At 44.8% G+C, this 13,433-nt stretch carries 21 protein-coding genes and 2 pseudogenes; 3 read left to right on the top strand and 20 right to left on the bottom strand.

What is annotated here, in order from left to right:
* Positions 1-3: 3 nt before the first annotated feature.
* The 20 genes and pseudogenes from rpsE to ACO1B7_RS09090 form a co-directional block, all read right to left on the bottom strand.
* Positions 4-501 carry a 30S ribosomal protein S5 gene (gene rpsE / locus ACO1B7_RS09185; protein ID WP_004281496.1) on the bottom strand — a complete coding sequence of 166 codons (498 nt, stop codon included), beginning with the start codon at positions 499-501 and terminating at the stop codon, positions 4-6.
* Positions 502-503: 2 nt separating this feature from the next.
* On the bottom strand, positions 504-854 hold the full coding sequence (rplR, locus tag ACO1B7_RS09180) for a 50S ribosomal protein L18 (protein WP_004281497.1): 351 nt from the start codon (positions 852-854) through the stop codon (positions 504-506).
* Between the two features lie 14 nt (positions 855-868).
* The gene (gene rplF, locus ACO1B7_RS09175) at positions 869-1,402 is read right to left on the bottom strand and encodes a 50S ribosomal protein L6 (RefSeq protein WP_005249900.1); all 534 of its coding nucleotides are present in this window, start codon (positions 1,400-1,402) and stop codon (positions 869-871) included.
* Between the two features lie 13 nt (positions 1,403-1,415).
* Positions 1,416-1,811, bottom strand: coding sequence for a 30S ribosomal protein S8 (rpsH, locus tag ACO1B7_RS09170; RefSeq protein ID WP_004281499.1), 396 nt, complete (start codon positions 1,809-1,811; stop codon positions 1,416-1,418).
* A gap of 12 nt (positions 1,812-1,823) precedes the next feature.
* Entirely contained in the window at positions 1,824-2,129 is a 306-nt protein-coding gene (gene rpsN, locus ACO1B7_RS09165; protein ID WP_004732275.1) for a 30S ribosomal protein S14, read from the bottom strand.
* Between the two features lie 9 nt (positions 2,130-2,138).
* A complete protein-coding gene (rplE, locus tag ACO1B7_RS09160) occupies positions 2,139-2,675 on the bottom strand; it encodes a 50S ribosomal protein L5 (RefSeq protein WP_004645057.1) in 537 nt (178 codons plus the stop codon).
* Positions 2,676-2,691: 16 nt separating this feature from the next.
* Positions 2,692-3,009: a 50S ribosomal protein L24 gene (gene rplX, locus ACO1B7_RS09155; protein WP_004281502.1), complete on the bottom strand. Its 318-nt coding sequence runs from the start codon at positions 3,007-3,009 to the stop codon at positions 2,692-2,694.
* Positions 3,010-3,018: 9 nt separating this feature from the next.
* On the bottom strand, positions 3,019-3,387 hold the full coding sequence (gene rplN / locus ACO1B7_RS09150; RefSeq protein WP_004281503.1) for a 50S ribosomal protein L14: 369 nt from the start codon (positions 3,385-3,387) through the stop codon (positions 3,019-3,021).
* A gap of 91 nt (positions 3,388-3,478) precedes the next feature.
* Positions 3,479-3,736: a 30S ribosomal protein S17 gene (rpsQ, locus tag ACO1B7_RS09145; protein ID WP_004281504.1), complete on the bottom strand. Its 258-nt coding sequence runs from the start codon at positions 3,734-3,736 to the stop codon at positions 3,479-3,481.
* Complete coding sequence (gene rpmC, locus ACO1B7_RS09140; RefSeq protein WP_004281505.1) at positions 3,733-3,930, bottom strand: 50S ribosomal protein L29; 198 nt, start codon at positions 3,928-3,930, stop codon at positions 3,733-3,735. The genes rpsQ and rpmC overlap by 4 nt, the downstream gene beginning before the upstream one ends.
* Positions 3,930-4,343: a 50S ribosomal protein L16 gene (gene rplP / locus ACO1B7_RS09135; RefSeq protein WP_004281506.1), complete on the bottom strand. Its 414-nt coding sequence runs from the start codon at positions 4,341-4,343 to the stop codon at positions 3,930-3,932. Before rplP ends, rpmC begins: the two co-directional genes overlap by 1 nt.
* Positions 4,283-5,099, bottom strand: a pseudogene (gene rpsC, locus ACO1B7_RS09130) (30S ribosomal protein S3). The gene rplP and the pseudogene rpsC overlap by 61 nt, the downstream one beginning before the upstream one ends.
* Before the next feature lies 1 nt (position 5,100).
* Positions 5,101-5,430, bottom strand: a complete 330-nt coding sequence (gene rplV / locus ACO1B7_RS09125; RefSeq protein WP_001982638.1) for a 50S ribosomal protein L22 — start codon at positions 5,428-5,430, stop codon at positions 5,101-5,103.
* 11 nt (positions 5,431-5,441) lie between these two features.
* The gene (gene rpsS / locus ACO1B7_RS09120; protein ID WP_004673001.1) at positions 5,442-5,717 is read right to left on the bottom strand and encodes a 30S ribosomal protein S19; all 276 of its coding nucleotides are present in this window, start codon (positions 5,715-5,717) and stop codon (positions 5,442-5,444) included.
* A gap of 19 nt (positions 5,718-5,736) precedes the next feature.
* Complete coding sequence (gene rplB / locus ACO1B7_RS09115) at positions 5,737-6,561, bottom strand: 50S ribosomal protein L2 (RefSeq protein ID WP_004281509.1); 825 nt, start codon at positions 6,559-6,561, stop codon at positions 5,737-5,739.
* 11 nt (positions 6,562-6,572) lie between these two features.
* On the bottom strand, positions 6,573-6,893 hold the full coding sequence (gene rplW / locus ACO1B7_RS09110) for a 50S ribosomal protein L23 (protein WP_004281510.1): 321 nt from the start codon (positions 6,891-6,893) through the stop codon (positions 6,573-6,575).
* A pseudogene (rplD, locus tag ACO1B7_RS09105) lies at positions 6,890-7,493 on the bottom strand (50S ribosomal protein L4). Before rplD ends, rplW begins: the two are co-directional and overlap by 4 nt.
* Before the next feature lie 11 nt (positions 7,494-7,504).
* Positions 7,505-8,143 (bottom strand): 50S ribosomal protein L3, encoded by a 639-nt coding sequence (gene rplC, locus ACO1B7_RS09100; protein ID WP_004645054.1) that lies wholly within the window; start codon positions 8,141-8,143, stop codon positions 7,505-7,507.
* A 60-nt stretch (positions 8,144-8,203) separates the two neighbouring features.
* On the bottom strand, positions 8,204-8,515 hold the full coding sequence (gene rpsJ / locus ACO1B7_RS09095) for a 30S ribosomal protein S10 (protein ID WP_000070912.1): 312 nt from the start codon (positions 8,513-8,515) through the stop codon (positions 8,204-8,206).
* A gap of 272 nt (positions 8,516-8,787) precedes the next feature.
* A complete protein-coding gene (locus ACO1B7_RS09090; protein WP_004732279.1) occupies positions 8,788-9,522 on the bottom strand; it encodes a type 1 glutamine amidotransferase in 735 nt (244 codons plus the stop codon).
* A gap of 163 nt (positions 9,523-9,685) precedes the next feature.
* Here ACO1B7_RS09090 and ACO1B7_RS09085 point away from each other — a divergent pair, with 163 nt between their 5' ends.
* From ACO1B7_RS09085 to ACO1B7_RS09075, 3 genes are all read left to right on the top strand, one after another.
* A complete protein-coding gene (locus tag ACO1B7_RS09085) occupies positions 9,686-10,888 on the top strand; it encodes a PLP-dependent transferase (protein ID WP_423090097.1) in 1,203 nt (400 codons plus the stop codon).
* Positions 10,889-10,906: 18 nt separating this feature from the next.
* Positions 10,907-12,457, top strand: a complete 1,551-nt coding sequence (locus ACO1B7_RS09080) for a helicase HerA-like domain-containing protein (RefSeq protein ID WP_423090096.1) — start codon at positions 10,907-10,909, stop codon at positions 12,455-12,457.
* A gap of 153 nt (positions 12,458-12,610) precedes the next feature.
* Positions 12,611-13,372 (top strand): globin domain-containing protein, encoded by a 762-nt coding sequence (locus ACO1B7_RS09075; protein WP_423090095.1) that lies wholly within the window; start codon positions 12,611-12,613, stop codon positions 13,370-13,372.
* The last annotated feature ends 61 nt before the right edge of the window (positions 13,373-13,433 follow it).

Raw genomic sequence — 13,433 nt, 5'->3', positions numbered from 1 at the left:
TGATTACCCTTGAATTTGTTCTACTGAAAGACCACGTTTCGCAGCAACCTTTTCAGGAGTAGTCATATCACGCAAACCATTGAAAGTTGCGTTTACTACGTTAGCAGCGTTAGTAGAACCACGGCATTTAGTCAACACGTTACGTACGCCTACAGCTTCTAGAACTGCACGCATAGCGCCACCAGCAATTACACCTGTACCTTCAGAGGCAGGTTGCATGAATACGCGGCTAGCGCCGTGACGTGCATGAATTGGGTGCTGTAACGTACCATCAACAAGGTCAACAGTAATCATATTGCGACGAGCAGCTTCAAGTGCTTTAGAGATAGCAGCTGGAACTTCACGTGCTTTACCACGACCAAAACCTACGCGACCATTACCATCACCCACAACAGTTAATGCTGTGAAAGAGAAGATACGACCACCCTTAACAACTTTGGCTACACGATCAACGGCAACCAGCTTTTCAACAAGACCTTCGTTTTGTTCAACTTTAGCCATGATTAGAACTCCAAGCCGTTTTCACGAGCAGCATCAGCCAAGGCTTTGATACGACCATGATATTTAAAACCAGAACGGTCAAATGCAACTTTAGTAACACCAGCTGCTTTAGCGCGTTCTGCGATTAAAGCACCTACTTTTTGAGCTGCTTCAACGTTACCAGTTGTACCCGCACGTAGAGTAGCGTCTAAAGTAGAAGCTTGCGCTAATACTTTGCCACCATCTGCAGAGATAACTTGAGCATAGATGTGACGCGGAGTGCGGTTTACACACAAACGAGTCGCACCCAATGCACGGATGTGCAAGCGTGTGCTTTTCGCACGACGCAAACGGGATTGTTTCTTTTCGTTCATAAGAACCTCGCGCCTTATTTCTTCTTAGCTTCTTTACGAAGTACAACTTCGTCAGAATAACGAACACCTTTGCCTTTATATGGCTCTGGTGGACGGTAACCACGGATATCTGCAGCAACCTGTCCTAAAGCTGCTTTATCAGCAGATTTAAGAATGATTTCAGTTGCAGTTGGAGTTTCAGCAGTTACACCTGCAGGAAGTGCATAATCGATCGGATGAGAGAAACCAAGGTTAAGATGAACAACGTCACCTTTAACCGCAGCTTTATAACCAACACCGATAAGCTGTAACTTACGTTCGAAACCTTCGCTAACACCTTTTACAAGGTTGTTAAGCACAGCGCGAGCAGTACCAGCTTGCATCCAAGCGTCTTTCGACTCTTGTACTGGAGCAATAGCTAGAATACCGCCTTCCTGTTTAAGCTCGACCAGCGCATGCAGGTTGAAAGACAATGTACCTTTAGTGCCTTTCACTTCGACCTGCCGGCCGTTCTGAGTAACTGTTACACCGTTAGGTACAGTTACTGGGGCTTTAGCCACACGAGACATGAGGAATCACCTATTAAGAAACAAAAGCAATAACTTCACCACCAACGCCTGCAGCACGTGCAGCGCGATCAGTCATGATGCCTTTGCTTGTAGAAACAATTGCAATACCTAAACCTTGCTTAACGCTAGGAAGTGCATCTTTACCGCGATACTGACGTAGACCTGGACGGCTTACGCGCTTCACAGTTTCGATAACTGGTTTGCCTTCGAAATACTTTAAAGTCAAAGTAAGAGTTGGTTTGCCTTCAGCATCCGCAACTTCTACGTTTGAAATATAACCTTCTTGTTGAAGTAAGTTAGCAATTGCTACTTTCAACTTAGAATTAGGCATAGAAACAGTTTGTTTCTTTGCCATTTGTGCGTTACGAACACGTGTTAGCATGTCGGCAACGGTATCTTGCATACTCATCTATAGTGCTCCTTACCAGCTTGCCTTAACAACGCCAGGTACATCACCTTGCATTACTGTTTCACGTAATTTGTTACGGCTTAAACCGAACTTACGGAAGTAACCATGAGGACGACCAGTTAAACCACAACGGTTACGTAGACGTACTGGAGATGCATTACGTGGTAATGCTTGTAATTTCATCATCGCTTCGAAACGTTCTTCGTCTGATGCATTTACGTTTGCAATAACAGCTTTTAATTCAGCACGTTTTGCAGCGTATTTAGCAACAGTAGCTTCGCGTTTCAATTCGCGATTAATCATACCTTTCTTAGCCATATCGACCTCTTATTTGAACGGGAAGCCGAATGCACGCATAAGCGCACGGCCTTCGTCATCGGTGCGAGCAGTCGTAGTAATGGTAATATCCATACCACGAATACGATCAATCTTGTCAAAATCGATTTCAGGGAACATGATTTGTTCCTTAAGACCCATTGAGTAGTTACCACGACCGTCGAATGATTTCGCAGAGAAACCACGGAAGTCACGGATACGAGGGATCGCAATCGAGATCAAACGGTCCAAGAATTCGTACATACGTTCGCCGCGTAAAGTAACTTTACAACCGATCGGCCAACCATCACGGATTTTAAAACCAGCGATTGATTTACGAGCTAACGTAAGTACTGGTTTTTGACCAGCGATAGCTTGCATATCTGAAAGAGCACCATCAAGGAGTTTTTTGTCGGCAGCAGCTGCGCCAACACCCATGTTGATCGTGATTTTAGTGATGCGAGGAATCTCCATCACATTCTTAACGCCCAATACTTCTTGTAATTGAGCTTTAAGTTCGTCGTTGTAACGTGTTTTAAGTCTGGCCATGGCCTATATCAACCTATTACTTCGCTACCGCCACTGATTCACCATTTGATTTGAATACGCGAGTTTTCACGCCATCAATCACTTGGTAACCAACACGGTCAGCCTTTTGGGTTGTAGCATTAAAAACTGCCACGTTTGAAATATGAAGCGAAGCTTCCTGAGTTACAACGCTACCTTCAGCGCCTGTAGCACGGTTCGGCTTCTGATGCTTCTTCACCAAGTTAAGGCCTTCAACCTTAACACGGTCATTAGAAACAGACAGAACAGTACCCTGTTTGCCTTTTTCTTTACCTGCGATCACAATTACTTGATCGCCTTTTTTAATCTTAGCCATGATCGCCTCTTATAGAACTTCAGGAGCCAATGAAATAATTTTCATGAACTGTTCAGTACGAAGTTCACGAGTCACTGGTCCGAAAATACGAGTTGCAATCGGCGCTTTGTTGTTGTTCAAAATAACAGCAGCGTTATCGTCGAAACGAATCACTGAACCGTCTGCACGACGGATACCGAATTTTGTACGAACCACAACCGCATTCATCACGTCACCTTTTTTAACACGTGCGCGTGGAATTGCTTCTTTTACAGTAACTTTAATAATGTCGCCAACAGAAGCATAACGACGATGCGAGCCACCAAGTACTTTAATACATTGTACGCGGCGTGCACCACTGTTGTCTGCTACGTCGAGCATAGTTTCGGTCTGAATCATTGCCCTACTCCAAAACCGAGCAACACCGGTCGAAATTTCGAAAGGCTCAAAGAGTACTCGAAATTGACCGATGATGCAACAAGAACGTTAATTACTCAGCAGCTGCTTCAACAACTTCAACTAGAGTCCAAGACTTAGTTTTAGAAATTGGGCGGCTTTCTTTAATGGTTACAACATCACCAGCTTTCGCTGTGTTGTTCTCATCATGAGCATGTAATTTTGTTGAACGGCGGATTAATTTGCCATACAACGGGTGTTGAACTTGGCGTTCAATAAGAACAACGATAGATTTATCCATCTTGTCGCTTACAACTTTGCCAGTTAACGTGCGGACTGTTTTATCACTCATTGTCCGTTCCCCTGTTTTTCGGTAAGGAGGGTCTTAATACGAGCAATCGTCTGACGAGTAAGTGCAACTTCATGCGATTTACCCAATTGACCAGTTGCTTTCGCCATACGAAGACGGAATTGGTTAAGCTGTTGCTCATCAAGCAAAGCTGTCAACTCTTCTACCGACTTTTCACGTAGATCTTTAGTTTTCATTACATTACCGTCCGAGTCACGATAGCGGTTTTAAACGGAAGCTTAGCTGCTGCAAGCGTAAACGCTTCGCGAGCCAATTCTTCGTTAACACCATCAATTTCGTACAAGACTTTACCTGGTTTGATTTGGCAAACCCAATATTCCACAGAACCTTTACCTTTACCCATACGCACTTCAAGAGGCTTAGAAGTAATCGGCTTGTCCGGGAATACACGGATAAAGATCTTACCACCACGCTTAATACGACGGCTAATTGTACGACGCGCTGCTTCAATTTGACGCGCAGTCATTTGACCACGTTCAACTGATTTAAGTGCAATAGTACCGAAAGATACTGTGCTACCGCGGTGTGCTAGACCAGTGTTACGGCCTTTCTGCACTTTACGGAATTTAGTACGCTTAGGTTGCAACATGGATTATTCTCCTTTTTCAGCAGAACGATCATTGCGACGACCACGACGCTCTTGACCTTCACCACGACCACGACCGCGTTTAGCTGGACGCTCTTCTGCTGGAGCTGGGTTCATGACTTGTTTCATGCCGCCCAAGATCTCACCACGGAAGATCCAAACTTTAACACCGATCGTACCGTAAGTAGTCTCAGCACGCATAGTCGCATAGTCGATATCTGCACGAAGCGTATGTAGAGGTACACGACCTTCACGATACCACTCAGTACGAGCAATCTCAGCACCACCTAAACGGCCTGAAACTTCTACTTTGATACCTTTAGCACCAGCACGCATTGTGTTTTGTACCGCACGCTTCATAGCACGACGGAACATTACACGTTTTTCTAATTGAGAAGCGATCGCTTCAGCAACTAGACGCGCGTCTAAGTCTGGACGATCAATTTCATTGATACTTACTTGCGCAGGAACACCCATGATAGATGTCAATTCGCGTTGTAGTTTCTCAATATCTTCGCCTTTTTTACCGATTACGATACCTGGACGAGCAGTGCTAATAGTTACTTTAGCAGCGCCTGTAGGGCGTTCGATAAGAATGTTGCTGATCATCGCGTTTTTAAGTTTTTTGATCAAAAACTCACGAACTTGAAGATCTTTAAGCAAGTATTCAGCGTATTGTTTCGGATTCGCATACCAGATAGCGTTATGACGTTTCACAACACCTAGGCGGATACCGATTGGATGAACCTTCTGACCCATATCAAACCCCTACCTTAACGGTGATGTGACAAGTACGCTTAGTAATACGATCTGCACGGCCTTTAGCACGTGGCATAATACGTTTCAGGCTCATGCCTTCATCAACGTAGATCGTAGAAACTTTAAGGTCGTCTACATCTAAACTGTTATTGTGTTCAGCGTTTGCAATCGCAGATTCCAACGCTTTCTTAACTAGAACTGCAGCTTTTTTGTTGCTGAAGTTAAGGATGTTAAGAGCGTGCGCAACAGATTTGCCGCGGATAAGATCTGCAACCAAACGAGCTTTTTGTGCCGAGATAGCGGCACCGCGTAATTTAGCAGTTACTTCCATCATAGCACCCATTAACGTTTAGATTTCTTGTCAACACCGTGACCGCGATAGGTACGAGTTGGTGCAAATTCACCAAGCTTGTGACCAACCATGTGCTCAGAAATGATCACAGGAACGTGGTTACGGCCATTGTGTACAGAAATTGTTAAACCAACAAAATCCGGGAGGATCATCGAACGACGCGACCAAGTTTTGATCGGCTTACGGTTATTAGCCGCGATAGCCGCTTCAACCTTAGCGAACAAGTGCGCATCGACGAATGGGCCTTTTTTCAGAGAACGAGGCATTGTCAGATTCCTTTACTTGTTACTTAACGCGACGGTCGCGAATAATCATCTTAGTCGTACGCTTATTGGTACGTGTCTTGTACCCTTTAGCTTTTTGACCCCATGGGCTTACAGGTTGAATACCTTTGTTACGCCCTTCACCACCACCATGTGGATGGTCAACTGGGTTCATCGCCATACCACGAACGGTAGGACGAACACCACGCCAGCGTGATGCACCAGCTTTACCTAGTGAACGAAGGTTGCTTTCTGAGTTAGATACTTCACCTAACACAGCACGGCATTCAACGTGAATTTTACGCATCTCGCCTGAACGCAGACGAACGATAGCGTAAGAACCGTCACGACCCAACAGCTGAACTGAAGTACCAGCTGAACGAGCTAACTGCGCGCCTTTACCGATTTTAAGTTCGATGTTGTGAAGAGTAGAACCGATAGGCATGTTGCGAAGCGGCAAGCAGTTACCTGGACGAATTGGAGCATCGTTACCAGACTGTACTTTATCGCCAGCGCGAAGGCCTTTAGGAGCGATGATATAACGACGCTCACCGTCAGCATACAATACAAGTGCAATGTGTGCAGTACGGTTAGGATCGTATTCGATACGCTCTACAGTTGCAGGAATACCATCTTTGTTACGTTTAAAGTCAACTAGACGGTAGTGCTGCTTGTGACCGCCACCAACGTGACGAGTCGTGATGTGACCGTTGTTATTACGGCCGCCAGTACGTTTTTTAGCTTCAACCAACGGAGAGTATGGTGCGCCTTTGTGAAGGTGATCGTGAACCACTTTCTCTACAAAGCGACGTCCTGGAGACGTTGGCTTACATTTTTGAATAGGCATAATTCTCGTCCTTATTCCGCTGTGCTTTCAGCGGTATCGCCCAAGTCAGCCATTTCAACATCTTGGCCAGCTTTCAGGGTGACGTATGCTTTTTTAACATCAGAACGACGTCCTAATGTTTTACCAAAGCGTTTAGACTTACCTTTAGTGATAGTCGTGTTAACTTTAACAACTTCCACACCAAAGAGTTGTTCCACTGCTTTTTTGATTTCAAGCTTGTTTGCATTTAATGCAACTTTAAACACTTGAACACCAGCAGTTTCACCTAAAACTTGTGCTTTTTCTGAGAATACAGGTCCTTGCAGGACTTGATAGATACGTTCGTTGTTCATCCGAGTTCTACCTCAATTTTCTTAGCAGCAGCTACAGACATAACAACTTTGTCGAACGCAATCAAGCTAACCGGATCGATTGCAGCAGCATCAACCACATCAACGTGTGGAATGTTGCGCGCAGCAAGATACAGGTTCTCATCAACAGCATCAGTAACGATCAATGCGCGAGTCGCATTCAAGTCGTTAAGTTTTGCAAGCAATTCTTTAGTTTTTGGAGCTGCAACAGCAAACTCTTCAACTAAAACTAGGCGATCTTGACGAACAAGTTCAGCTAGGATGCATTGCATAGCACCGCGGTACATTTTACGGTTTACTTTTTGAGACCAGTCTTGTGGACGAGCAGCAAAAGTTTTACCACCGCCAACCCAGATTGGGCTACGAATAGAACCAGCACGAGCGCGGCCAGTACCTTTTTGACGGAATGGCTTGCGACCACCACCAGAAACGTCTGCACGTGATTTCTGAAGCTTTTGAACCTTGACGGCCACCAGCTAAATAAGCTGTAACCACTTGGTGAACAAGAGCTTCATTAAATTCACGACCGAACGCAACTTCTGATAATTCAACAGCAGAGCCGGAAACAGTATTTAAATTCACGTTATTTCCCCTCAGGCCTTGATCGTAGGACGAACGATTACGTCGCCACCAGTAGCACCAGGAACCGCGCCTTTAACAACTAGAACTGAACGTTCTGTGTCGATAGCAACGATCTCAAGACCCTGTGTAGTTACGCGTTCAGCACCTAAATGGCCAGCCATTTTTTTGCCTTTGAATACGCGACCAGGAGTCTGGTTTTGACCAGTAGAACCTAAAACACGGTGAGAAACTGAGTTACCGTGAGTTGCATCTTGCGTACGGAAGTTCCAACGCTTAACACCACCTTGGAAACCTTTACCTTTAGATTGACCAGTTACGTCAACAACTTGACCAACTTGGAACAATTCAACGGTAAGCGTACCACCAACTTCACGACCTTCAAGATCAGCTTCTGTAGCACGGAATTCTTGAACTAGACGACCAGCTGCAACACCCGCTTTCGCGAAGTGGCCTTTCTGAGCGTTAGTTACGCGAGATTCGCGACGTTCACCAGTAGTGATTTGAATCGCTTGATAACCATCAGTTTCAAGCGTTTTGATTTGAGTGATGCGGTTAGGATCAACCTCAATCACTGTAACAGGCACAGAAACACCAGCATCTGTAAAGATACGTGTCATACCGCACTTGCGACCGACTAAACCAATAGCCATGTGCATAAACCTCTAAAAAAGCGGCCTAATTAACTTAGAGTGTTAATTAACCCGAAAGCCTTAACCCAATGCGATCTGAACATCAACACCAGCTGCAAGATCTAACTTCATCAATGCATCTACAGTTTTGTCTGTAGGTTGAACGATGTCGATCAAACGCTTGTAAGTACGGATTTCGTACTGGTCACGCGCGTCTTTGTTTACGTGTGGTGATGTTAAAACGTTAAAACGTTCAATGCGTGTTGGCATTGGAATTGGACCACACACTTGTGCGCCAGTACGTTTTGCGGTTTCTACGATTTCTTGAGCTGATTGATCAATCAGGCGATGATCAAAAGACTTAAGACGGATACGAATTCTCTGGTTAGACATACCAGTAAACTCCAAGCCAAATATATAAAGAATCACTCTTGACGCATCTCACCCCACTTTATGTGGGCAAGTGTCAAGAGCAGTGAAATATCACTAAGGTCATGATCGATGCCACGACTGTAACGATAGTTAACTACTTTATTCGCAGTTAACCCCCTTCCTATTGAAGGGTCGCTTATTATAGCCATTGTTTAATGCATAAGCAAATCTCTTTTATGGTTTTATCCAAGTTTTCAATTTATGACTTAAAACAATAGTTTATTGTGTAAATATTAGGCAGTTTTTGCCAAAACATATTCTATAGCACGATTTAATATCTGATTTCCTTCAATAAATTTTTGCTTCGTGGTTTTTTTTAATTCAAATAAATTTTGCACATATTTTCCTGAAAATTGTGCAAGCTCTCCTTCATTTTCTAAAAACAATTCGAGTGTTTCTGGGGTAATTTCCGGATGAAACTGGAAGCCCAATACATTTCTACCCAACTGGTACATCTGATTACGACAGGCTTCATTTTCTGCCAGATGGACTGCCCCTTTAGGCAATTCAAATGTTTCATTGTGCCATTGCAGAATATTAAACTGCTCCGGCAGGCTAAAACACGTCTCTGGTAGATTCGCCACTCTGTGCACCGTGGTCCACCCCAATTCCTGTTCTGGATTGCGACTAACACCTGCACCCAAAGCATTTGCAATCAACTGCCCACCCAGACACAGGCCAATTGCCGGTTTGCCATGCGAAAGATAGCGACGCAACCAGCGTTTTTCTATTTTTAACCAAGGGAAATTTGCTTCATCATTCACACTCATGGTTCCCCCCATAATGATCAGCAAATCCACCTCTTCCACTGCAGGCAGCGCCTCGATCTCCAGCGGTCGATCCACGGGTAAAGCAAAAAATTCAGTCGCTGTAATGTGCGCCTGATGCTGCTTTAAAAATTCATAACAACTACCAAAACCTTCACCAGCAATATGCTGAAAATAATGCACTTTTAAATACGACTTCATGCTCCTCAACCTATTTTTTTAGCTATATAGATTTAGGTTTTGCAAAAATGAAGCCAACTTTTTATAAGACTTGTTGTTTTTAAACAATTCACAACGTAACTGGCAGTGAGTCACAGATTCTCTTAAGCTAGAGTAATATTTGATTACATTTGAGAGCATTCACGTGAAAAAAAATCCTCAAACAGCGCTCATTCATGCACCACGAAAGGCTCCTCAAGCGATTTCTACCATTCAGCCTCCCCTCTATCGTGCATCGACGATTATCTTTAACAATACCGATGCCCTGTTTAATCGCCATTGGACCGATGACTATGACTATAGTTATGGCACGCATGGCACGCCTACGACCTTTACGCTGGGCGATAACATCGCACAGCTCGAAGGTGGTTTATATCACCTGCTCGCACCGAGTGGTTTATCCGCGATTAATCTTGTGAATTCTTGCTTTTTAAGCCAAGGAGATGAGGTTTGGGTGGCTGACAATATCTATGGTCCAAACATGGAACATTTACGCAATCTGGAAAAGCGTTATGGAATTACGGTTAAGGTCTACAATCCCATAGAGCTTGATACATTTCAGCCTACAGATAAAGCCAAACTGATCTGGCTCGAGGCTGCTGGCTCAGTCACCTTGGAATTTCCGGATCTGGCTGGTTTAGTGAAAAAAGCTCAGGCACACAATATTCTTACTGCGCTGGATAATACCTGGGGCGCAGGTCTGGCTTTTGATGCCTTTGATTTTAGTGAAGAGCATTTAAGTGTAGATATGACGGTACATGCACTGACCAAATATCCAAGCGGCGGGGGTGATATTCTGATGGGCTCGGTGGTTACGCGAGATAAAGCCCTGCATCACAAACTGTTCCGCGCACATGCCATTCAGGGCATTAGTGTTTCTGGTGATGATGTGGCACAGATACAACGCAGTCTGGCTTCGATGCAACTTCGCTATGAACATCAGTCGAAAAGTGCACTGGCATTAATGACATGGCTTCAACAGCAAGCCGAGTTTGTACAGGTGCTGCATCCTGCTGACCCGGACAGCGCAGGCCATCAGTACTGGAAAGAAATTTGCAAGCAAGGTGATAGTGCCGGCCTGGTCAGCGTGATCTTTGACAGCACATACGTAATGCAGGATATCCGGAATTTCTGTGATAGCTTAAAACTGTTTAAGCTAGGCTTTAGTTGGGGTGGCCCTGTCAGTCTGGTCATGCTATATAACTTAAAAGACATGCGTGTGCTGGAACATTCACACTTAAATGACGGCTTGCTGGTTCGTTTCTGTATTGGACTGGAATATCCGGAAGATTTGATTCAAGATATTCAGCATGCACTAGAACAAATGAAAAAACTTAAAAACGAATAATAAATAACAGGAAAAGCTATGGGTAGACCAATTGTTATTGCTAAAAAAACTGCGGATACCACACAGGATATTGTGCTGCATTCCCAACTTGCCAATCGACATGGCTTGATTGCAGGTGCCACTGGTACCGGAAAGACTGTGACTTTAAAAGTATTGGCGGAGAGCTTTTCTCGAATTGGTGTACCTGTATTCCTCGCCGATGCCAAAGGCGATGTGTCCAGCCTGGCCAAAGCAGGTGAAAGCAGCCCCAAGTTTGATGAACGGATTAAAAGTCTCAATATCGAGTCCATTCCTTTTGCAGCCTCACCAGTGGTGTTTTGGGATTTATTTGGCGAACAGGGTCATCCGATTCGCACTACCATTTCTGAAATTGGCCCGCTGCTGCTGGCGCAAATACTGAATCTGAATGACACCCAGGAAGGCGTTTTATCTGCCGTGTTTCGGATTGCCGATGATCAGGGTTTATTGCTGATCGACTTTAAAGATCTGAAAGCGATGCTGAGTTATGTCTCTGAGCATGCGGCTGACTTTAAAGCTGAATATGGCAATCTTTCATCCGCCAGTCTCGGTGCGATTCAACGTAATTTGTTAGCACTGGCTGACCAAGGCGGTGACCAGTTTTTTGGCGAGCCGGCGCTGGATCTGATGGACTTTTTGCAGACGGATAGTCAAGGACGTGGCAATATCAATTTGTTGGCGGCTGACAAGCTGATGAATACGCCTAAGCTATATGCCACGTTCTTACTCTGGATGCTCTCCGAGCTGTTTGAACAGCTTCCCGAAGTCGGCGATCTGGACAAACCTAAACTGGTGTTTTTCTTTGATGAAGCCCATCTTTTATTTGATAATGCCAGCCCTGCCCTGCAAGAAAAAATTGAGCAGGTGGTGCGTCTAATTCGCTCGAAAGGTGTAGGGATTTATTTTGTCACGCAAAATCCGTTGGACTTACCTGAAAGTGTATTAGGCCAGCTCGGCAATCGGGTTCAACATGCTTTGCGGGCTTTCACTCCCAAAGATCAAAAAGCAGTGAAAACCGCAGCAGAGACTTTCCGAGCCAATCCTGAATTTAAAGTCGATCAGGTGATTACCGAACTTGCTGTCGGTGAAGCCCTAATTAGCTGCCTGGATGAAAAAGGCATTCCGCAAATAGTAGAGCGTGGCTGGGTCATGCCGCCGCATTCATCCTTTACACCGATCTCGCTTGAAGAACGCAAGGCTCTCATGCAGCAAAGTATTGTCGCCGGTATTTATGAGCAGCCAGTCGATCGGGATAGCGCCCATGAAATGCTGCAAAACAAGGTCGCAGAACGCCAGCAACAGGCTCAGGCCGCCGAACTTGTCAAACAGCAAAGCAAGGAACAGGAAGCTCTTGCCAAGCAGCAAATTAAAGAACAGGAACGTCTGGCACGAGAACAGCAAAAAGAAGCTGAACGCGCAGCCAAGCAACGAGAAAAACTGACTCAGGATATTGTCGGCACCTTTGCCAAAAGTGCTGCCCGTAGCCTGGGCGGGAGTACTGGGCAGAAAATTGTGCGCGGCTTACTGGGTTCGCTGTTTGGCCGCAAATAATCCCGCTCCTTTTCCGATCATCATCACACTTTTTATGGGATATTTTTATATCCCGTAATTTTTTTATGGTTTTATGACTATGCGCTATTGTAAAGCCATTTTAAAAGATGTAATTTAAATACATCTTTTAAAAAACACCTGTAGACGGCTCTCATGACTCCACAACATATTGAACTTGTACAAGCGACTGTTCCTGTTTTACGTGAAAACGGCGTAGCACTTACCACGTATTTCTATAACCGCATGCTGAAAAACCATCCAGAGTTGAAAAACACCTTCAACATGGATCATCAAAGTACTGGCCGTCAACCACGTGCCTTGGCTGCCGCAGTACTTGCCTATGCCGAAAACATTACCAATCCGGGCGTTTTGGCCAAAGCCATCGAACGCATTACCACTAAACATGTCAGCCTGGATATTCAACCGGATCAATATGCGATTGTCGGTGACAACCTGTTGCACTCGATCAGCGAAGTTTTAGATGTACCCATGGACTCAGACCTGATTGCAGCCTGGAAAGAAGCGTATATGCAACTGGCAGATATTTTGATTGGTGTGGAAAAATCTAAATATGCCACCCTAGCTTCTGAAAATGGTGGCTGGGCGGGCTGGCGCGAATTTGAAGTAGCAGCAGTCAATGATACCGACGCAGGTAAAATCTTTACACTTAAAGCTAAAGATGGTGCAGCGATTGCAAGTGCTGAAGCCGGTGAACATATTTCAGTACGTGTACAGGTGCCTGAACAGCACATTCGTCAACCACAACAGTTTAGCTTTGATCAGGCTCAAAACGAGCAATATCAAATTACTGTGAAAGCGGAAGAAAATCCAACCGCATTCTCGGTTGCACAGACACTGATCGACCACTACAAAGTTGGTGATGTAGTTGAAGTGTCTGCCCCGCTCAAGCTTTAATTGCAAAAACGGTTTAGACTAGCATCAGATTCTGATTAAAAGCTCCATTCGTGGAGCTTTT

It is taken from the genome of Acinetobacter lwoffii (genome assembly GCF_049367455.1).
GTDB lineage: Bacteria > Pseudomonadota > Gammaproteobacteria > Pseudomonadales > Moraxellaceae > Acinetobacter > Acinetobacter lwoffii_W.
This window is presented reverse-complemented; position numbering and strand designations above follow the sequence as displayed.